This window comes from Pseudomonas sp. PDM09 (assembly GCF_014852305.1).
Lineage (GTDB): Bacteria > Pseudomonadota > Gammaproteobacteria > Pseudomonadales > Pseudomonadaceae > Aquipseudomonas.
The window spans coordinates 260316-280224 of the sequence record NZ_JACVBI010000011.1 but is presented as its reverse complement, the minus strand read 5'-3'; the positions used below and the strand labels follow the sequence as shown (position 1 = coordinate 280224).

Here is a 19909-nt window from a genome sequence, read left to right as displayed (position 1 = left end):
CCGGTCGCGAACAAAACCGCCAACAAGGCCTGCTGCTCAGCGAATATGCCTACGACGACCAGGGCCGACTGAAGGCCCACGCCGTCAGCCAACAGCAAAAAAACCTGTACCGCCGCGACTATGCCTACAGCCTCAACGGCAATCTCGACCACATCGCCGACACTCGCCACGGCCAACGCAATTACCAGTACGACCCGCTCAACCGCCTGACCCGCGTCCGCCACTCCCGCGACGATCCGCCGGAAAGCTTCGCCCACGATCCGGCGGGCAACCTGCTGATGCAGGACCGTTCCGGCGCCGCGACCGTCAAAGGTAATCGCCTGCTGATGCAAGGCGACCGGCATTACGACTACAACGCCTTCGGCAATCTGATCCGCGAACGTCGCGGCACCGGGCAGAAACTCGTCACCGAGTATCGCTACGACTGTCAGCATCGCTTGGTCGGCGTCACCGCGCCGGACGGTCGTTTTTCAAGTTACCGTTACGACGCCTTCGGCCGCCGCATCAAGAAAACCGTTGATGGTAAAACCACCGAGTTCTTTTGGCAGGGCGATCAGGTCGTCGCCGAAAGCAGCCGCGAGCATTACCGCAGCTATGTCTACGAACCCGGCAGCTTCCGCCCGCTGGCGATGCTCGACGGCAAAGGCCCGCGCAAGGCTTGCCCGTTCTACTACCAGCTCGATCACCTTGGGACGCCTCAGGAACTGACGGACTTTGGTGGCGAGATTGTCTGGTCGGCGAAGTACAACGCCTACGGCAAAGTAACGCGTCTTGCGTTCGGCGGGGGCGAGCAGCTCGACCAACCGCTGCGCTTTCAGGGGCAGTACTTCGACGCCGAGAGCGGTCTGCACTACAACCGGCATCGGTACTATGATCCGGAGGTTGGACGGTACCTGACGCCTGATCCGATCAAGTTGGCGGGCGGGCTGAACCAGTATCAGTACACGCCGAATCCGACGGGGTGGGTTGATCCGTTGGGGTTGAGCGGGAATTGCCCGCCGCCGAATAAGCTTGCGTGTGGGGCGCCGGATGATACGACTGGCGCTAAGGTTGATGAGGGTGAGCCGGCGCTGCCGAAGCTGACAGGTGATCAGCGGAGGACGCGGATTGATGAGCTGGCTGAGGCGAATGCGAAGCAGAGGGTCGAGAAACTGGAGAGGCAACACAACATGCACACTGTTGAAAAGCACAGTTCAGAAATATCTGATACGGCGCTTAAGCAGCGGGCTATTGATGGTTCAAACCCTCATACGGGTGAGCTTCCCCCGAAGGGACCGAAAGGAAGTTTAAGCTCTCAGTTCAGTAACTGGCGGGTTCATTTCAATGCTTTAAATAAGGCTATGACAAGGGTGGAGTTAGGTTTGAGTCCGCACACCGGATTTGATCATAATAAAACACCGATAGTAAGGATGGAGCTGCCTGGGGCAGGTCGTGGGTATAGGCCGAATAAGAAAGATAATAACAGTCCGATTTTGAATGAGAATTTGAATTGGTTTGAGGTGAAATTTGATAAGCAAGACCAAACACGGCCATTTACAGGTTTTCCAACGGAGAGAAAATGATGTTGCGTGATCCATTTTTAGGTGAAAAATTTGAACCGGATTTGATGTGGTTCATTGGTGTTTTGGATGTCTATGATCGGGAAGAAACTTATGGCGCAGAGCTTGTTGTTTACGATCCTAATGATCGCGATGATAGAGTGGAACTGATTAAAAAATACTGTTTGAATTTGGATTACTTGTCTTATAGGCATAGGTTTTTATTGGTAGAGAATCTGGCTGCAAAATTGAATGATCAAAATTACGATTTTCAGCACTTGTTTGAGATTGATGAAAATGAAGCGTCAAGTTGGCCTCGTAGTGAATGGTACGAGCTAGAGAGTCCTCGGGGTTTTCTTCAGGACGTGTACACATTGGCTACAGAGATTTGGAAGGAGGACCTTCTCAAAGCTAGTCTTGAAGATCATAAAACGTGGTGATACAGCGTGCCGAAAGCACCTCAATCCAGCAGAGTGGATGATGCAGATGTCTGGACAGAAACTGACGCGTGAGTTAATTACAGAGTGGTCCTATGGACGGGCGACTATTGAGTTATCTGAAAGTGACTGCGACGGAGATGCTGCGAGCTTTGATAACGCTGTTGTAAATATTTTCGGAGCTAAAGGGTTATTAGAGTTCGCTGCTGATCCAGATTGTTCGTGTCGGGAGTATTTTGTAGAAAAGCTTGTGACACTGTTCTTATGGCTTTTTCGATCGAGTGGTGAGCTTCCATTTCATTTTTCACGCTTTCGAGGAATCAAGTCTAGAGAAAATTATATGCGTGAAGTGGAAAGCCAAGCGAAAGAGGTCTATGAAGTGTGTTTGGTTTTAGATGGTATGAGATTTATTAAGGAGTCGGCAATACAGTCTCTTTATAAGCAGCTTCTGGATTTTAGATATGATCATACAGAGAGTAATCGTGACTTTTATTGCAGGTGTTGGGCGGCGTTAAATCTTGAGTTGTTCAGTGTGAAAATAGCTGGCTAAAGACTTTGGTGTCGCCGATATCGAAATAAATTAATCTGTCATTTTTCAATTAGGTAGGAAAATGCTTATTGATCCTGGAGCTGGGCAATCGTATACACCCTCTTATTTTTTGGGGTGTTTTGATATTTATGATCGTGAAGAGACTCTGGGTGAGGAACTGGAGGGGTTCGATCCTAATGATCCGACGGACAGGGAGGAGCTAATTCTCAAATATTGCCTACCCAGAAAGCGATCATATCGGCAGAGATTTTTACTTTACAAATGTCTGGAGGAAGCTCTTCAGGACAAAAATTATGATTTCCAATCACTGCTGAAGTATGACCCTGAGGCGTATTCATCATTTCCTGATGGATGGGATGAGATGAAAAATACCAGGGCATTTTTTGACGACATTTTTCGCTTGGCAACTGTTGAGTGGAAAGACGACCTTCAAAAAGCCAGCCTTGAAGATCAACCCACTTGGACGACTGTCGGTTAGTTACGATGACGGTCGTACGTGCTGCGAAATTTCTGGACAAGGTCGTCGGAAGTTTCCTTCAAGTTGTAGCGGCTTTCATGAACTGGTGCGGAGTGAGTTCCATGGATAGTCTTTGGCTGTCACCGCGAAAGTGGTGGCAGGGTGTAGGAGCCCTCTCTCATGGTGCAACAGCTTTGTCGTTTGATTGCGGCGCTTAATTCGTGTCCGTAAGATCGTTCGCGGCGGCTGTGCGCAGGACACGCTTCGGCGTGGCCGAGGTTCATGAGTGCTCGGTACTCCTACTCCTGCGCATGGCTGCCACCCAAACCTGTAGGAGGGTGCGTTGGCAGCTCATATTCATACTCATGGAAATTACAAATGACGACGCTAACGCCAGATCCACCCTACGAAAATCCAATTCCCCACCCCGACAATCGCTTCATGGCACTCACCGGCAACTGCAACGACATGCCCACGCTGTTCGTCGATACCCACGCGCCGCTCGATGTTTTATACGACGCTGCCAACTATCGAATTCGCGCCGTCACGCAGGTGCTGGAGAACATGTCGATGCGCGGTTCAGTCGAGTGCGAATCCTTCATTCTTAGTGACTTTGCCTTGCTCTGCGCCATTCCGTTGCGCGATGGCTGTGATGTGCTGGATGTGATTGGGCGGCGGTTGCGGGCGATGTCTTCGCAATAGCGACTGGCTGCTTTTGTGGCGAGGGGGCTTGCCCCCGTTGGGCTGCGCAGCAGCCCCAAAATCTGCAACCCGGTTTTGTCAGTTGCTCCGAGGGGCTTGGTTTGGCGACTGCTTCGCAGTCGAGCGGGAGCAAGCTCCCTCGCCACAGGTTTTTGTGGGTGCTGGGATGTTTTGGGGTTGCCGCGCAGCCCAACGGGGGCAAGCCCCCTCGCCACAGGGTTTGTGGGGCTGCAAGTGCCCGCTCAGCCGTGAGGTCCTGACGTTCGGCCCCGTACAAGGTAAACTTCCCGGCCTTCGCAGGAGCAATCATGAATTATCGTCACGCCTTCCATGCCGGCAATCACGCCGATGTGTTCAAACACCTGACTTTGACCCGCCTCATCGCCCTGATGTCGCGCAAGGAGCAGCCGTTTGCCTATCTCGACACTCACGCCGGTATTGGTCTGTATGACCTGCAGGGCGATCAGGCGAGCCGTACCGGTGAGTACCTGGAAGGCATCGCGCGGTTGTGGGATCAGCCGGATTTGCCGGCGCTGACTGCCGATTACATGAAGGTGCTGCATGACATGAACCCGGATGGCCAGTTGCGCTATTACCCGGGGTCGCCGGAGTTGGCGCGGCGTCTGACGCGGCCGCAGGATCGGGTGATGCTCAACGAGAAGCACCCTGAAGACGGCTTGCTGCTCAAGGACAACATGGCCGGTGATCGTCGGGTGAAGGTGCACTTGGGTGAAGGCTGGCATGTGCCGCGGGCGATGTTGCCGGTGCAGGAGAAGCGGGCGGTGATGTTGATTGATCCGCCGTTCGAGCAGCTCGATGAGATGCAGCGTTGTGCGGCGTCGTTGAAAGAGGCGATTGGCCGGATGCGCCAGACGGTGGCGGCGATTTGGTACCCGGTGAAGGATCAGCGCATGTTGCGGCGGTTCTATCAGGATTTGGCGGGTACGGGCGCGCCGAAGTTGTTGCGGGTTGAGTTGTTGGTGCATCCGCTGGATACGCCCAATAGCCTGAATGGTTCGGGGTTGGCGATTGCCAATCCGCCGTGGGGGCTGGAAGAGGAATTGCGTGAGTTGCTGCCGTGGTTGTCCAAGAAGCTTGGGCAGACCCAGGGTGGGTGGCAGATGGATTGGTTGATTGCTGAGAGTTGATTGCTGATCAGATGGATTGATGGCGTCTGAAAGGACGCCTTCGCGAGCAAGCCCGCTCCCACAGGGGGGCTATGTCGATCACAAGAGTGTGGTCAGGCACAGATCCAGTGTGGGAGCGGGCTTGCTCGCGAAGCTTTTCAGGGCCCGAAAATCAGATCGGGCAGGTCACGCCTGTACCGCCAATCCCGCAATACCCTTCAGGGTTTTTCGCCAGGTACTGCTGGTGATACGCCTCGGCGAAGTAGAACGTCGGCGCTTCTTCGATTTCGGTGGTGATGGTGCCTTTGCCAGCCTTGGTCAACTCGGCCTGGAACACTTGCTCGCTGTGCTTGGCGGCGGCCAATTGTGCCGGGTTGGTGGCATAGATCACCGAGCGGTACTGGGTGCCGATGTCATTGCCCTGGCGCATGCCCTGGGTCGGGTTGTGCAGTTCCCAGAACATCTTCAGCAACGCTTCGTAGCTGACTTTTGCCGGCTCGTAGACCACCAGTACCACTTCGCTGTGGCCGGTCAGGCCCGAGCAGACTTCTTCATACGTCGGGTTCGGGGTAAAGCCGCCGGCGTAACCCACCGCTGTACTGACCACGCCTTCGCGCTGCCAGAACTTGCGCTCCGCGCCCCAGAAGCAGCCCAGGCCGAAGATTGCGAAATCCACGTCCATCGCGAACGGGCCCAGCAGCGGGGCGTCGTGGACGAAGTGTTTTTCCGGCACGGTCATTGGGGTTTCGCGGCCAGGCAGAGCTTGTTCTTTAGTTGGGAGCACGTTTTTGTTCACCAGGATTTCCGAGCGCAAGACCATGATCAGTCCTCTCAGTCAGGTTTGAATGTAAATACACAGACCACCAGTGTGCCCAATGATGCCAAGTTAATCACTACCCCTGTGGGGGCGGGCTTGCTCGCGAAGGCGGTATGTCAGGCAACAATGATGTCGACTGTCACACCGCTTTCGCGAGCAAGCCCGCTCCCACAGGGTTTTGTGTCCAGGCAGAAAGAGCATTCAGCCTTATTCAGGCGATCGGGCCGCGCGGATAGCGCTTGAGCTTTTCGATCAGCTCGGAACCGGGGATCGGTCGGTCGAACAGGTAGCCCTGGCCGACGTCGCAGCGGTGGCGGCGCAGGAAGGCCAACTGCTCGGCCGTCTCGATGCCTTCAGCCACGACCTTGAGTTTCAGGTTGTGGGCCATGGCGATCACCGCGGAGGTGATTTCCATGTCGTCCTGGTTGTCCGGGATTTCGTGGATGAAGCTTCGATCGATCTTGATGATGTCGATCGGGAATTTTTTCAAGTAACTGAGCGACGAGTAACCGGTGCCGAAGTCATCCATGGCCAGGGTCAGGCCCAGGCGCTTGAGCTGGTCGAGCTGCAAGTGGGTGTCTTCGGTGGCTTCCAGCAGCAGGCCTTCGGTCAGCTCCAGTTCCAGCAAATTCGCCGACAGTTCTTCTTCCTTGAGGATGTTGGCGATGGACGCCACCAGATCCGGGTCGGAGAACTGTTTGGGTGACAGGTTGATCGCCACTTGCAGGTTGCCGAGGCCGGCGGCGGTCAGGTCTTTGCTCATGCGGCAGGCCTGGCGGGCGATCCATTTGCCGATCGGGATGATCAGCCCGGTTTCTTCGGCAACGCTGATGAACTGGTCCGGGCGGATCATGCCTTTTTCCGGATGGTTCCAGCGCAGCAGCGCTTCCATGCCCAGCAAGCGACCGCTGCGCAGGCACAGTTTGGGCTGGTAGAACACGTCCAGCTCGTTCTGGGTCAGGGCGCGGCGCAGGTTGTTTTCGACGAACAGCTTGTAGCTGGCCTCGGCATTCAGCGCTTCGGTGAACACTTGCACCTGATGTTTGCCGTTGGCCTTGGCCTTGTGCAGCGCCAGGCCGGCGTTGCGCATTAGCGTCTGGGGATCACGGCCGTGCAGCGGCGCGCAGGCCAGGCCCACGGAGCCGGTGACGCTGATCAGCTGGTTATCGACGAACATCGGTTTGTCGAGGGTCGCCAGCAATTGGTTGGCGACCTGTTGGCCAGCCAAGAGGTCAGTGTCGTCCAGCAGCACTGCGAATTCGTTGCTGGCGAAACGCGCCAGACTGCCGCTCGGGCTCAGGCTGTTGCGTAGGCGCCGGGCCAGGCTGATCAGCAGTTTGTCGCCGGTCTGGTGGCCGAGGCTGTCGTTGATGCGTTTGAAGTTGTCGATGTCCACCAGCAGCAGGCTGATCGGCGTGTCGCTGTCTCGGGCGAAGCGTTCATCAAGGTTGCGGATGAACGCCGGGCGGTTGCCGAGGTTGGTCAGATTGTCGGTGTAAGCCAGGCGCTCGATGCGCTGCTGGGCGAGCTTGGTCTGGGTGATGTCTTCGTAGATGCCGATGTAGTGCGTCAGCTCACGATTGTCGCCGTAGACCTTGGAAATCGACAACTGGCCCCAGTAGGGTTCGAGGTTTTTGCGCCGGCTCTTGAACTCGCCCTGCCAGCTGTTGCTCTTGGCCAGTGCCGACGGCGCGTCGAACAACAGTTCGCTGAGGTTTTCCAGCGCCGGCAGTTCCGACAGCCGCTGGCCGTGGACTTCCTCGGTGGTGTACTGGGTGATCGCCGTGAAACTTGGATTGACGTACTCCACCACGCCGTCGCAATTGACCAGCAGAAAGGCGTTGGCGCTTTGCTCTACCGCACGTTGGAACAGGTGCAGAGCGCTGGTGGCGGTGCGGCGGTTGTGGTTGTTGATGACCTGGGCGAACTGATCTGCCAGCTCACCGGCAAAGGCGATTTCGTCCGATTGCCAGGCGCGCGTCGCACCGATCTGCTCCAGGCAGAGCACGCCGACCACTTGGCCATCGACGCGGATGCTGGCGTCGAGCATGGCGTTGACATCGCGCGGACGCAGGCTCTCGGCTATTTCCCGGGTGCGCGGGTCGCGCATGGCGTTGTGGGCATCAATGGCGCGACCGGTATGCAAGGCGTCGAGGTAATCGGGAAAACCGCTGACGTCGATCGGCTCGGGCAATTGGTGATTTCGGCTCGCGCGGTGATAGGCCGAGATCGGCGTCAGTAGCGAGCCATCGAGGTTCCACAGGCTGGCGCAGTCGATCTCATAGATGTCGCAGGCGCTGCGGGTGATCAGCTCGGCGGCTTCTTGCAGGGAATTGTTGGTGCTGTAGCGCTGGCGGGTCAGCAGCAGAATCAGATCTTGCTGGGCACGCACCCGGTCCAGGTGCTGCAGTTGTTCCTGCTGGGCGCGCTGATTGAGTTCCAGGGCGATTTGCAGGCGTGAATTCTGGGTTTCCAGATCCAGTACCGGCAGCAACGGCTCATCGATGAACAGGCCGTCCACTACCATCAGATAGCCGCGCAGCAGGTGTCGATTGTGTTGTTTGTAAGCTTCACCCAGTTCCAGCAGGCTCAGTACGCCTGCGGCGGTGTGCAAAGTGTAGCGGATCAGGTAATGCGGGCTTTCGGTGAGTTGCTGCTGGATCGTGTCATGCAGTTGATAGCGCGCTTCGGGCTCCATCAGGCTGGCGTAAGGCGAGCCGACCAGGGCGCAGAGCTCCACTGCCGGCAAGCCGAACTGTCGTTCGCAATTGGGGTCGAGAAACAGCAGCGCCCAGCTCGGTTCATTCAGCCGTTCGAAACGCAGCATGCCGAGCCGCGAGGGCACTGGCAACTGCGTCACTACCTCGGCCACCATACGGCTGGCGGCATCGGGTTGGCTCTTCATATGGAGGGAAACTCGCTTCGAATAGGCTGATCGCGCCGGGCTCTCGCCCTCTTTACTGTTGTCTACGGCAAGGTTGCATCATTGCGACACCGACTGACAAGAGACATGAAGGCCAAGTGCTATAAGAATATGTCGGCAGGCGCGAAGATTTCTCCAGCGAGGCGTCGAAAAGTAATGTTGTGAGTCAAAAGATCGCAGCCTTCGGCAGCTCAACAAGGCTGCGATCTTTTCCGTTAGTCAACGCAACTTGATGCTTATCGACTGCAGTTGCTTGCCATCCCGATCGTGATAATTGACGCAGACCTGTTCAGCATCGACGACCAGATGCGCGAAGTTATCCTGGCTGATCACTTCACTGGTCAGCTCATGCCGATAATCTCCCGCGGCCGTTCGGGCCAACGCCTGGTCGAGGATGAAGGTCGATGCCTTGGCATACGGCAGCAGTTTGCTGTTGCACAGCGGTGAAGACACGATGGTGTGAACTTCAAAATCCGGGTCGGCGCTGTGAGTCAGGCGACTGGTCAGTGAGCCGTGGACATCGCCGGAAATGAACAAGACGTTTTTGATGCCGCGTGTACGAATCGTCTCCAGCAGCCGTAGTCGTTGTTCCGGGAAGGCTTTCCAGGCGTCATCGCCGTTAAGTTTGCGGTCGGGGTAGAACATGACGCTGGTGACCACGAATTTGACCCTGGCCGTGCTGTTGATCAACCATTTGAGCAGCGCCTGTTCCTGTTCTTCATCAAGGATGCGCCGGTCGCTGGCCGACAGATTGCGTCGGGTTCGGCTGTCGGTGATAAACCATTCGATATCGCCATCGGAGAATTGATACCAATACCGTTGCAGTTTCTTGCTTACTTGCCCGTTGGCAAGCAACTCATAAGCAGGGCTGTGGCTGGCTTGATATAACTCATACGCCGCCATGGCGTTTTCGTATAAGTAAGCATCGGCCTTGCTTTCATTGGCGGGCCAGTTGTCTTCAATTTCATGGTCATCGAGGATCATGTAAGTTGGCACGCCGGACATTAACCTGGAGATATGCGGCTGAGAAAAAGCCGTGCGGTATTTGCTGAGGATGTCTTTGTATTCCCGGTCGGGGGCCACGAGGTTCAGGTCATCGACGTAGATTTGGTCGCCAGTCATCAGCATGGCGCTGATCGGCGGCTCGGCGCGTTCCGCCAGGCTTGTGATCGAGGCAAAGATCCGATCGCCCAAATGTGGAGCGAACGCAATGCCGGCGGTCATTCGCAGGTAACGACATGAGCCTGCGATATAGGCCCGTGGCGTGGTGGTTTTGCTGGATTGCGTGCGAAAGCGGTAGATCTCTCGCGGCCATTGCAGTGGCAGTTCCTGGATCGTCTCCACGGTATGCACCGGGCTCATGGGGCTGAACCAGCCCGCCTGGTATTCATAGGCGGTATCAGTGATGAGATCGTTGAGGGCAATTACATCGGACATGTCGCGCAAGATGGTCAGTTTTGCAAATACGCCCTTGGACCACTGTTCCTCACCGGCGCGTCGATAACGAATACCTGCAAATACCAAGGCGTCATTCTGCAATTCGCCGCGCAAGAAAATACGGGTGTGATTAGTTGTAGTGTGGCCAACAATAGGGCCAACAGTCGGTTTGAACATGTTCGAGTCCATTCGAAGTAATGCTAACTAAGCGGAATAAGTTATCGAAGTTTCTATTAGAAACTCTCCTAACTAAGACTAGTTATTGGTTCGCAAAAAATATCGGGCGGAAGTGGACTCGAGTTGTAGGCGGTGTAAGCCCTGAGTGTAGGAATAAAACTCGGAAGAGGGCCCAATGCCAGTCAGTTCAGCCCTAATGCGATCTGTAGCAGCTGTCGAGCCTGCGAGGCTGCGTTCGGCGGCGTAGCCGTCGTGAAACCGGCTAGCGCGGTCTAACCTGATGCACCGCAAGTTCTGATCTGACGACTGCTTCGCAGCCGAACGCAGCCTCGCAAGCTCGACAGCTGCTACCTGGAATGCTGAATCGGGCATGGCTTTCTTCAGGGCAAAAAAAGCCCCGCCAAATTGGCGGGGTTGAGGTACGAGCGTGGCGCTCGGAAAACATGGAACGCGACTGGCCCTCCGATGAGGGAGGGCCGGCCGGTGTTACAGCAGGATGGTGCGGATGTCCGCCAGCAGGTCGCTCAGACGCTTGGTGAAGCGTGCAGCAGCGGCGCCGTTGATCACACGGTGATCGTAGGACAGCGACAGCGGCAGCATCAGTTTTGGCTGGAAGGCTTTGCCGTCCCAGACTGGCTGGATGGTTGCCTTGGAAACACCGAGGATCGCCACTTCCGGCGCGTTGACGATCGGCGTGAAGCCGGTGCCGCCAATGTGGCCGAGGCTGGAAATGGTGAAGCAGGCGCCTTGCATGTCGTCAGCGGTGAGCTTTTTGTCGCGGGCTTTGGCGGCCAGCGCAGCGGCTTCGGCTGCCAGTTGCAACAGGCTCTTCTGGTCGACGTTCTTGATGACCGGTACCAGCAGGCCTTCAGGGGTGTCGACCGCGAAGCCGATGTTCACGTACTTCTTGCGGATAATCGCCTTGCCGCTTGGCGCCAGCGAACTGTTGAAGTCCGGCAGTTCCTTGAGCAGGTGCGCGCAGGATTTGAGCAGCAGCGGCAGGATGGTCAGCTTGACGCCAGCCTTCTCTGCAACGGCTTTCTGAGCGATACGGAACGCTTCCAGCTCGGTGATATCAGCCGAATCGAACTGAGTCACGTGCGGAATGTTCAGCCAGCTGCGATGCAGGCTCGACGCGCCGATTTGCATCAGGCGAGTCATCGGCACTTCTTCGATTTCGCCGAAACGGCTGAAGTCCACAACCGGAATCGGCGGGATGCCCGCGCCGCCGGTTGCGCCAGCAGCAGCGGCCGGTGCTTCCTTGGCCTTCTGCATCATGGCCTTGACGTAAACCTGCACGTCTTCTTTCAGGATGCGACCGTGCGGACCACTGGCGCCAACGGCGCTCAGCTCGACGCCGAATTCGCGGGCCAGTTGACGCACGGCAGGGCCGGCGTGAACTTTTGCACCAGGCTTGGCTGGAGCAGCGGCAGGCGCAGCAGCAGGTGCGACCGAGGCCTGAGCAGCAGGTGCAGCGGCAGGAGCGCTCGGGGCAGCAGCGGCTGGAGCCGGAGCCGCAGCAGGTGCCGCGCCTTTGACTTTCAGCTTCAGGATCAGGTCGCCGGTACCGACTTCGTCATCCAGCTTGATGGCAACGCTTTCCACCACGCCAGCGGCTGGCGATGGAATTTCCATGCTTGCCTTGTCGGATTCCAGGGTGATCAGCGACTGGTCGGCAACGACGGTGTCGCCAGCCTTGACCAGCACTTCGATGATCTTGGCCTTGCCCGACGAGCCGATGTCCGGGACGTGAATGTCCTGAACGGTGTCGGCAACCGGAGCCGCCGGAGCCGCAGCGGCTGGCGCTGGAGCAGCGGCAGCAGGCGCAGCAGCCTGGGCTGGCGCGGCCGGTGCAGCAGCACCCGCCACTTCCAGGTCCAGAATCAGGTCGCCGGTGCCGACTTCGTCGTTGAGCTTGACGCTGATGGCTTTGACTACGCCAGCGGCAGGCGATGGAATTTCCATGCTGGCCTTGTCGGATTCCAGGGTGATCAGAGACTGATCAGCCGCGACGGTGTCGCCGACCTTGACCTGGATCTCGATGATCTGGGCCTTGCCCGACGAACCGATGTCCGGCACGTGCACTTGCTGAATGCTGGCAGCAGCAGCAGGCGCTGCGGCTGGAGCGGCCGGCGCTTTGGCGGCAGCAGGCGCAGCTTCAGCCTTGGCAGCTGGCGCAGCGGCAGCCGCAGGAGCCGGCGCGGCGGCACCTTCGACTTCCAGTTCCAGCAGTTCGTCGCCTTCTTTCAGGCGATCGCCCAGCTTCACTTTCAGGCTCTTGATGATACCGGCCTTCGGCGCAGGCACTTCCATGCTCGCCTTGTCCGACTCAAGTGTCAGGATGCTCTGGTCGGCTTCGATACGGTCGCCGACCTTCACAAACAGTTCAATTACTTCACCTTCACCGCTGCCGATGTCAGGTACGCGAATGAGTTCGCTCACAGAGTGTCTCCTCAGCAGTCCAGTGGGTTGCGTTTTTCCGGGTTGATACCGAACTTGGCGATGGCTTCAGCCACCACTTTAGGTTCGATATCACCACGGTCAGCCAAGGCTTCCAGGGCTGCCAACACCACGAAATGACGGTCGACTTCGAAGAAGTGACGCAGCTTCTTGCGGCTGTCACTGCGGCCGAAACCATCGGTGCCCAGGACTTTGAATTCCTTGGACGGGACCCACTGACGAATTTGCTCAGCGAACAGCTTCATGTAGTCGGTAGAGGCGATGACCGGACCTTTACGGCCGTTCAGGCACTCTTCCACATAGCTCAGCTTAGGCTTCTGGCCCGGGTGCAGACGGTTGGTGCGCTCAACGGCCAGGCCATCGCGACGCAGTTCGTTGAAGCTGGTAACGCTCCACACGTCAGCGCCGACGTTGAACTGTTCACGCAGGATCTTCGCCGCTTCACGGACTTCACGCAGGATGGTGCCGGAGCCCATCAGCTGAACGTGGTGCGCCGCTTCGCGGGTGTCTTCCTCAAGCAGGTACATGCCTTTCTTGATGCCTTCTTCGGCACCGGCCGGCATGGCGGGCTGCTGGTAGGATTCGTTCATTACGGTGATGTAGTAGAAGACGTCCTGTTGCTCTTCGGTCATCTTCTTCATGCCGTCCTGAATGATCACCGCCAGCTCGTAGCCGTAGGTTGGATCGTAGGTGCGGCAGTTCGGGATGGTGGCAGCCAGGATGTGGCTGTGACCGTCTTCGTGTTGCAGGCCTTCGCCGTTCAGCGTGGTCCGGCCGGCGGTGCCGCCGATCAGGAAGCCACGGGTGCGGCTGTCGCCAGCGGCCCAGGCCAGGTCACCGATACGCTGGAAGCCGAACATCGAGTAGAAGATGTAGAACGGCAGCATTGGCTGGTTGTGGCTGGAGTACGAAGTACCGGCAGCGATGAAGGAGCTCATGGCGCCCGCTTCGTTGATGCCTTCTTCGAGGATCTGACCTTTCTGGTCTTCCTTGTAGAACATCACCTGGTCTTTATCGACTGGCTCGTAGAGCTGGCCGACGGACGAGTAGATGCCCAACTGACGGAACATGCCTTCCATACCGAAGGTACGGGCTTCGTCCGGGATGATCGGTACGATGCGCGGACCGATTTCCTTGTCCTTGACCAGTTGCGCGAGGATCCGCACGAAGGCCATGGTGGTGGAAATTTCACGGTCGCCCGAGCCGTCCAGGATCGCCTTGAGGGTGTCCAGTGGCGGGGTCGGGATGTTGAAGCTCTTGGCGCGACGCTGAGGCACGAAACCGCCCAGTGCGGTACGGCGCTCGCTCAGGTAACGGGCTTCGGCGCTGCCTTCTTCCGGTTTGAAGAACGGCAGGTTTTCGAGTTCGTCGTCTTTGACCGGGATATCGAAACGATCACGGAACAACTTCAGGCTGTCGACATCGACTTTCTTGGTGTTGTGCGCGGTGTTTTTCGCTTCGCCGGCACCGGTGCCATAACCCTTGATGGTCTTGGCCAGGATGACGGTCGGTTGTTCTTTGTGGTTGACCGCTTCGTGGTACGCCGCGTAGACCTTGTACGGGTCGTGGCCGCCACGGTTGAGCTTCCAGATCTCGTCGTCGGACAAGTCTGCAACCATCGCCTTGAGTTCTGGCGTGTTGAAGAAGTGTTCACGCACGAACGCGCCGTCTTTGGCTTTGTAGTTCTGGTACTCGCCGTCGATGACTTCGTCCATGCGGCGTTGCAGGATACCGTCGACGTCTTTGGCCAGCAGTGGGTCCCAGAAACGGCCCCAGATGACTTTGGTCACGTTCCACTGAGCACCGCGGAACACGCCTTCGAGTTCCTGGATGATCTTGCCGTTGCCGCGAACCGGGCCGTCGAGGCGCTGCAGGTTGCAGTTGATGACGAAGATCAGGTTGTCCAGCTTCTCGCGGCCGGCCAGGGAGATCGCGCCCAGGGATTCCGGCTCGTCGCACTCGCCGTCGCCCAGGAAGCACCAGACTTTCTGTTTGCCCGGCTGGATGAAGCCACGGTGTTCCAGGTACTTCATGAAGCGAGCCTGGTAGATCGCCTGGATCGGACCCAGACCCATGGATACGGTCGGGAACTGCCAGAAGTCAGGCATCAGCCAAGGGTGCGGGTAGGACGACAGGCCCTGACCGTCGACTTCCTGGCGGAAGTTGTTCATCTGGTCTTCGGTGATGCGGCCTTCCATGAATGCGCGGGCGTAGACGCCTGGCGAGGTGTGGCCCTGGAAGTAGATCAGGTCGCCGCCGTGTTCGTCGCTCGGAGCCTGGAAGAAGTAGTTGAAGCCGATGTCATACAGGGTCGCACTGGAGGCGAAGCTGGAGATGTGACCACCCAGGTCAGAATCTTTCAGGTTCGTACGCATTACCATGGCCATCGCGTTCCAGCGTACCAACGAGCGAATGCGGCGTTCCATGAACAGGTCGCCAGGCATGCGTGCTTCGTGGGTAACGGGGATCGTGTTGCGGTAAGGCGTGGTGATGGCGTAAGGGAGCTGCGAGCCGCTACGGGTCGCGAGTTCGCCCATACGGGTCATCAGATAGTGAGCACGGTCTTCGCCTTCTTTGTCGAGAACCGATTCCAGGGCGTCCAGCCATTCCTGGGTTTCGACGGGATCGAGGTCTTGCATGGCTTGCTCCAGGGCGGAAAGGCTTCCAGAATCGGTTGCCTGAGTTTGCGACTGGCCTTGTGGGCAGACGATATAAATTCTTGGATTGCCGAGAGGTATGTTCCGGCGGCGTGTAGTTTTACTACAAATCATCGGGCATTTCAGCCTTTCGAATGTATAGACGAGTAGTAAAACTACAGAAGATCGGCTTGTGGCCTCCGGCTGCGTTGTGAGAATAATCGTTAAGGTTGGTCTTTTGCCAACCAAAAAAGGTGAAGGCTTGATGATCGCTGCCAAAAATAAACAAATTTCAGCTATTTCTAACCTTTGTTCGACAGTCGGTCGGGTAGCGCATTTTCACAAATCACTACATGCAGCCCTTCACACGCCGATCAAGGATAGACCATGAGCCTCCCTTCGCTTGCCGAACTGCCCGGCGTACTCCTGCCCTTTGTCATCCGTGCCGAGCAGTCGTTCCGTACGGCCGTCGCGCTTCTTCCCGACGATCATGGCCTGTCTGCCTGGACGCCTGAGCGTTGGGCGCAATTTGCCCGCGTCACCGCGGCCAGCGACTTTGTCATCGAACAGAGTGTGCGTGACCCTTTGATGTTGCTGGAACTGGTGCAGTCCGGCGAGCTGGACCGTGGCTTTGCGTCGGGCGAATTGTGCGCACAGATTGCGACGGCAGTGAGCGCTGCCGAAACCGACGACCAGCTCGGCCGCGCCTTGCGTCGTCAGCGCGCACGCCACCAAGTGCGGATCATCTGGCGCGACCTGACCCGCCAGGCTGATCTGATCCAGACCTGCCGCGACCTCTCGGACATGGCCGATGCCAGCATCGATCAGGCCTACCAGTGGTTGTATCAGCGCCATTGCCAGCAATTCGGCACGCCTACCGGGCGGCGCAGCGGCGAGCCGCAACAGATGGTCATCCTCGGTATGGGCAAGCTCGGTGCCGTGGAGCTGAATCTGTCGTCGGACATCGACCTGATCTTCGCCTACCCCGAGGGCGGCGAAACCGTGGGTATGAAGCGGTCGCTGGATAACCAGGAATTTTTCATTCGTCTCGGCCAGCGTCTGATCAAGGCCCTGGACCCGATGACCGTCGACGGTTTCGTGTTCCGCGTCGACATGCGCTTGCGGCCTTACGGTTCGTCCGGCGCGCTGGTGCTGAGCTTCAACGCGCTGGAGCAGTATTACCAGGATCAGGGTCGCGACTGGGAACGCTACGCGATGATCAAGTCGCGCGTGGTGGCCGGCGATCAAGTGGCGGGGGCGCAACTGCAAGAGATGCTGCGCCCGTTCGTTTACCGGCGTTACCTGGACTTCTCGGCGATCGAAGCGCTGCGCACCATGAAGCAGCTGATCCAGCAGGAAGTCCGGCGCAAGGGCATGGCCGACAACATCAAACTCGGTTCCGGCGGCATTCGTGAAGTCGAATTTATCGCCCAGGCCTTCCAGCTGATTCACGGTGGCCGCGACCTGAGCCTGCAGCAGCGTCCTCTATTAAAAGTACTGAGCACCCTCGAAGGTCAGGGTTACCTGCCGCCAGCGGTGGTTAGCGAGTTACGCGAAGCCTACGAATTTCTGCGTTACACCGAACACGCGATCCAGGCCATTGCCGACCGCCAGACCCAGATGCTGCCGGAGGGCGAACAGGATCAGGCGCGCATTGCCTTTATGCTCGGGTTTGCCAACTGGACGGCGTTCCATGAACAGCTGATGTACTGGCGTGGCCGGGTGGCCTGGCACTTTGCTCAGGTGATCGCCGATCCTGATGAAGAGGACGGCGCCGAGAGCGAAGTGGTGGTCGGCGGGGAATGGCTGCCGCTGTGGGAGGAGGCGCAGGATGAGGAGGCCGCGTGCCGTCAGTTAGAAGAGGGTGGTTTCGCCGACGCCTCCAAGGCGCTGAAAGCCTTGGCCAGTCTGCGCGGCAGCCCTCAATTGCGCGCCATGCAGCGCCTGGGGCGGGAACGCCTCGATGCTTTTATTCCGCGCTTGCTGGCTCAGGCTGTGGAACATGCCAATCCCGATCTGGTGCTGGAGCGGGTGCTGCCGCTGGTGGAAGCTGTCGCGCGTCGTTCCGCCTATCTGGTGTTGTTGACCGAGAACCCCGGGGCCCTGCGCCGCCTGCTGACGCTGTGTGCCGCGAGCCCATGGATTGCCGAGCAGATCACGCGCTTTCCGCTGCTGCTCGACGAATTGCTCAACGAAGGCCGGTTGTTCAAGCCGCCGCTGGCGCCGGAATTGGCCGCTGAATTGCGCGAGCGTCTGACGCGGATTCCCGAAGATGACCTCGAGCAACAAATGGAAGCCCTGCGGCATTTCAAACTGGCGCACCGCTTGCGCGTCGCCGCCTCGGAAATCGCCGGCAGCCTGCCCTTGATGAAGGTCAGTGATTACCTGACCTGGCTCGCCGAAGCGATCCTCGAACAAGTGCTGGCCCTGGCCTGGCGCCAGACCGTGGCCAAGTACGGCACGCCGCTGCGCACCGACGGCAGCTTGTGCGACCCTGGTTTCATCATTGTCGGTTATGGGAAAGTCGGCGGCCTGGAGCTGGGGCATAGTTCGGACCTGGATCTGGTGTTCATCCACGACGGCGATCCGCAGGCGGAAACCGACGGGCCGAAGCCTATCGACGGCGCACAGTTTTTTACCCGGCTCGGGCAGCGCATCATTCATTTGCTGACGGCGCAGACCAACTCCGGTCAGCTGTATGAAGTGGACATGCGCCTGCGGCCGTCCGGTGCGTCTGGTTTGCTGGTGAGTTCCCTGGGGGCGTTTGCCCGGTATCAGGAAAACGAAGCCTGGACCTGGGAACACCAGGCGCTGGTGCGGGCACGGGTGCTGGTGGGCAGTCAGGATGTCGGCCAGGCCTTCGAGAAGGTTCGCGCTGCAGTATTGGCCAAGCCGCGGGACCTGCCGACCTTGCGCCAGGAGGTCAGCGAAATGCGCGCCAAAATGCGCGATAATCTGGGCAGCAAGAGCACGGCGGCGGGCACCGCGGCAAATGCCTTCGACGCCACGGCGCCGTTCGATCTCAAGCAGGATGCCGGAGGTATCGTCGATATTGAATTTATGGTGCAATACGCGGCTCTGGCATGGTCTGAAGCGCATCCGTCATTGCTGCGCTATACCGACAATATCCGCATTCTGGAAGGGTTGGAGGAGGTCGGGCTGATGCCCGCCGAAGACGCCAGCCTGTTGCGTGAAGCCTATAAGGCCTTCCGCTCCGCCGCTCACCGGGAGGCCTTGCAGAAGGACGCCGGTGTAATACCGGGCGACCAGTTCGTGGATGAACGACGACAGGTCATGCGGATCTGGCGCGAGCTGGGGTTAAGCTGAGCAGGCAACGAGATTCAAATGTGGGAGCGGGCTTGCTCGCGAAAGCGGAGTGTCAGTCACCATTTATGCTGGATGTGACGGCCTCTTCGCGAGCAAGCCCGCTCCCACAGTAGATCTGCAGTGGCTGGTAGATTGGGACAGCTAAGCTGTATCGCATGGATGTGCACAAAAATTGATCCGACGAGCCCCAATCGGCTCGTCCAAATGACCTGACGGTTCACCCCGAAGGTGCTGGATTCTCGAGGCGGGGAGGCGTATGCCTCCCCGGCTCGTTTTTGGAAACCACATGAAAATTCTGATCGTTGGGCCCAGTTGGGTCGGTGACATGGTGATGGCGCAGACACTTTTTCAGTGTCTCAAGCAGCGCCACCCGCAGTGCGAAATCGACGTGCTGGCCCCCGAGTGGAGCCGGCCGATTCTCGAGCGCATGCCCGAAGTACGTCAGGCCTTGAGCTTCCCGCTCGGCCACGGCGTGCTGGAGCTGGCGACGCGTCGGCGCATCGGTAAATCCCTGGCCGGTCAGTACGACCAGGCCATCCTGCTGCCCAACTCCCTGAAGTCGGCACTGGTACCGTTTTTTGCCGGTATCCCGAAACGCACCGGCTGGCGTGGCGAATTCCGCTACGGCCTGCTCAATGACGTGCGCACGCTCGACAAAGAACGTTACCCGCTGATGATCGAACGCTTCATGGCCCTGGCCATTGAGCCCGGCGTCGAGTTGCCGAAGCCGTATCCACGGCCGAGCCTGCAGATCGACCCGGTGACCCGCGACGGCGCGCTGGCCAAGTTCGGTCTGGCCCTCGACCGTCCGGTGTTGGCGCTATGCCCTGGCGCCGAGTTCGGCGAGTCCAAGCGCTGGCCGTCCGAGCACTACGCCAAGGTCGCCGAAGCGAAGATCCGTGAAGGCTGGCAGGTCTGGCTGTTCGGCTCGAAAAACGATCATGCGGTGGGCGAAGACATTCGTGCGCGGCTGATTCCGGGTTTGCGTGAAGAGTCGGTGAACCTCAGTGGCGACACGTCCCTGGCCGAGGCCATCGATCTGCTGTCCTGCGCCGATGCGGTGGTCTCCAACGACTCCGGCCTGATGCACGTGGCTGCCGCGCTGAACCGCCCGTTGGTGGCGGTGTACGGCTCGACGTCGCCGGGTTTCACACCACCGTTGGCCGAGCACGTCGAGATCGTGCGCCTGGGCATCGAATGCAGTCCGTGCTTCGATCGCACCTGCCGTTTCGGTCATTACAATTGCTTGCGCCAACTCATGCCCAAAGCGGTGAACGAAGCCTTGCAGCGGTTGCTGGGCACTGTGGTCGAGGTCAAATAG

The 19909-nt window shown here is 58.3% G+C and carries 13 protein-coding genes; 8 read left to right on the top strand and 5 right to left on the bottom strand.

The window, feature by feature from the left end:
• The 6 genes from IB250_RS24930 to IB250_RS24905 all read left to right on the top strand — a co-directional run.
• A partial coding sequence (locus IB250_RS24930; RefSeq protein WP_192346062.1) for an RHS repeat domain-containing protein occupies window positions 1–1562 on the top strand: 1562 nt, incomplete at its 5' end.
• Entirely contained in the window at window positions 1559–1978 is a 420-nt protein-coding gene (locus tag IB250_RS24925; protein ID WP_192346060.1) for a hypothetical protein, read from the top strand. The genes IB250_RS24930 and IB250_RS24925, both read left to right, overlap by 4 nt.
• Before the next feature lie 46 nt (window positions 1979–2024).
• Entirely contained in the window at window positions 2025–2525 is a 501-nt protein-coding gene (locus IB250_RS24920; RefSeq protein WP_192346058.1) for a hypothetical protein, read from the top strand.
• Window positions 2526–2586: 61 nt separating this feature from the next.
• Complete coding sequence (locus IB250_RS24915; protein ID WP_192346056.1) at window positions 2587–3003, top strand: hypothetical protein; 417 nt, start codon at window positions 2587–2589, stop codon at window positions 3001–3003.
• A gap of 357 nt (window positions 3004–3360) precedes the next feature.
• Complete coding sequence (locus tag IB250_RS24910) at window positions 3361–3684, top strand: hypothetical protein (RefSeq protein WP_192346054.1); 324 nt, start codon at window positions 3361–3363, stop codon at window positions 3682–3684.
• 308 nt (window positions 3685–3992) lie between these two features.
• Window positions 3993–4832, top strand: a complete 840-nt coding sequence (locus IB250_RS24905) for a 23S rRNA (adenine(2030)-N(6))-methyltransferase RlmJ (RefSeq protein WP_123500052.1) — start codon at window positions 3993–3995, stop codon at window positions 4830–4832.
• A 151-nt stretch (window positions 4833–4983) separates the two neighbouring features.
• On the opposite strand, the gene msrA is transcribed toward IB250_RS24905, so the two are convergent.
• The 5 genes from msrA to aceE all read right to left on the bottom strand — a co-directional run bounded on the left by msrA (window position 4984) and on the right by aceE (window position 15264).
• A complete protein-coding gene (msrA, locus tag IB250_RS24900) occupies window positions 4984–5631 on the bottom strand; it encodes a peptide-methionine (S)-S-oxide reductase MsrA (RefSeq protein ID WP_192346052.1) in 648 nt (215 codons plus the stop codon).
• A gap of 208 nt (window positions 5632–5839) precedes the next feature.
• Entirely contained in the window at window positions 5840–8533 is a 2694-nt protein-coding gene (locus IB250_RS24895) for a putative bifunctional diguanylate cyclase/phosphodiesterase (protein WP_192346050.1), read from the bottom strand.
• A gap of 237 nt (window positions 8534–8770) precedes the next feature.
• Window positions 8771–10165, bottom strand: coding sequence for an alkaline phosphatase D family protein (locus tag IB250_RS24890; RefSeq protein WP_192346048.1), 1395 nt, complete (start codon window positions 10163–10165; stop codon window positions 8771–8773).
• Window positions 10166–10651: 486 nt separating this feature from the next.
• Entirely contained in the window at window positions 10652–12607 is a 1956-nt protein-coding gene (aceF, locus tag IB250_RS24885; protein ID WP_192346046.1) for a dihydrolipoyllysine-residue acetyltransferase, read from the bottom strand.
• 11 nt (window positions 12608–12618) lie between these two features.
• Window positions 12619–15264 (bottom strand): pyruvate dehydrogenase (acetyl-transferring), homodimeric type, encoded by a 2646-nt coding sequence (gene aceE / locus IB250_RS24880; RefSeq protein WP_123500060.1) that lies wholly within the window; start codon window positions 15262–15264, stop codon window positions 12619–12621.
• Window positions 15265–15648: 384 nt separating this feature from the next.
• Here aceE and glnE point away from each other — a divergent pair, with 384 nt between their 5' ends.
• Together glnE and waaF are read left to right on the top strand one after the other, a co-directional pair.
• On the top strand, window positions 15649–18588 hold the full coding sequence (glnE, locus tag IB250_RS24875; RefSeq protein ID WP_192346044.1) for a bifunctional [glutamate--ammonia ligase]-adenylyl-L-tyrosine phosphorylase/[glutamate--ammonia-ligase] adenylyltransferase: 2940 nt from the start codon (window positions 15649–15651) through the stop codon (window positions 18586–18588).
• A 286-nt stretch (window positions 18589–18874) separates the two neighbouring features.
• Window positions 18875–19909, top strand: coding sequence for a lipopolysaccharide heptosyltransferase II (gene waaF / locus IB250_RS24870; protein ID WP_063341776.1), 1035 nt, complete (start codon window positions 18875–18877; stop codon window positions 19907–19909).

Bases quoted from the DNA above. Each gene is read 5' to 3' on its own strand.
- IB250_RS24925 (WP_192346060.1), top strand. From the start codon at position 1,559: ATGATGTTGCGTGATCCATTTTTAGGTGAAAAATTTGAACCGGATTTG.
- IB250_RS24920 (WP_192346058.1), top strand. From the start codon at position 2,025: ATGTCTGGACAGAAACTGACGCGTGAGTTAATTACAGAGTGGTCCTAT.
- IB250_RS24915 (WP_192346056.1), top strand. From the start codon at position 2,587: ATGCTTATTGATCCTGGAGCTGGGCAATCGTATACACCCTCTTATTTT.
- IB250_RS24910 (WP_192346054.1), top strand. From the start codon at position 3,361: ATGACGACGCTAACGCCAGATCCACCCTACGAAAATCCAATTCCCCAC.
- IB250_RS24905 (WP_123500052.1), top strand. From the start codon at position 3,993: ATGAATTATCGTCACGCCTTCCATGCCGGCAATCACGCCGATGTGTTC.
- msrA (WP_192346052.1), bottom strand. From the start codon at position 5,631: ATGGTCTTGCGCTCGGAAATCCTGGTGAACAAAAACGTGCTCCCAACT.
- IB250_RS24895 (WP_192346050.1), bottom strand. From the start codon at position 8,533: ATGAAGAGCCAACCCGATGCCGCCAGCCGTATGGTGGCCGAGGTAGTG.
- IB250_RS24890 (WP_192346048.1), bottom strand. From the start codon at position 10,165: ATGTTCAAACCGACTGTTGGCCCTATTGTTGGCCACACTACAACTAAT.
- aceE (WP_123500060.1), bottom strand. From the start codon at position 15,264: ATGCAAGACCTCGATCCCGTCGAAACCCAGGAATGGCTGGACGCCCTG.
- glnE (WP_192346044.1), top strand. From the start codon at position 15,649: ATGAGCCTCCCTTCGCTTGCCGAACTGCCCGGCGTACTCCTGCCCTTT.
- waaF (WP_063341776.1), top strand. From the start codon at position 18,875: ATGAAAATTCTGATCGTTGGGCCCAGTTGGGTCGGTGACATGGTGATG.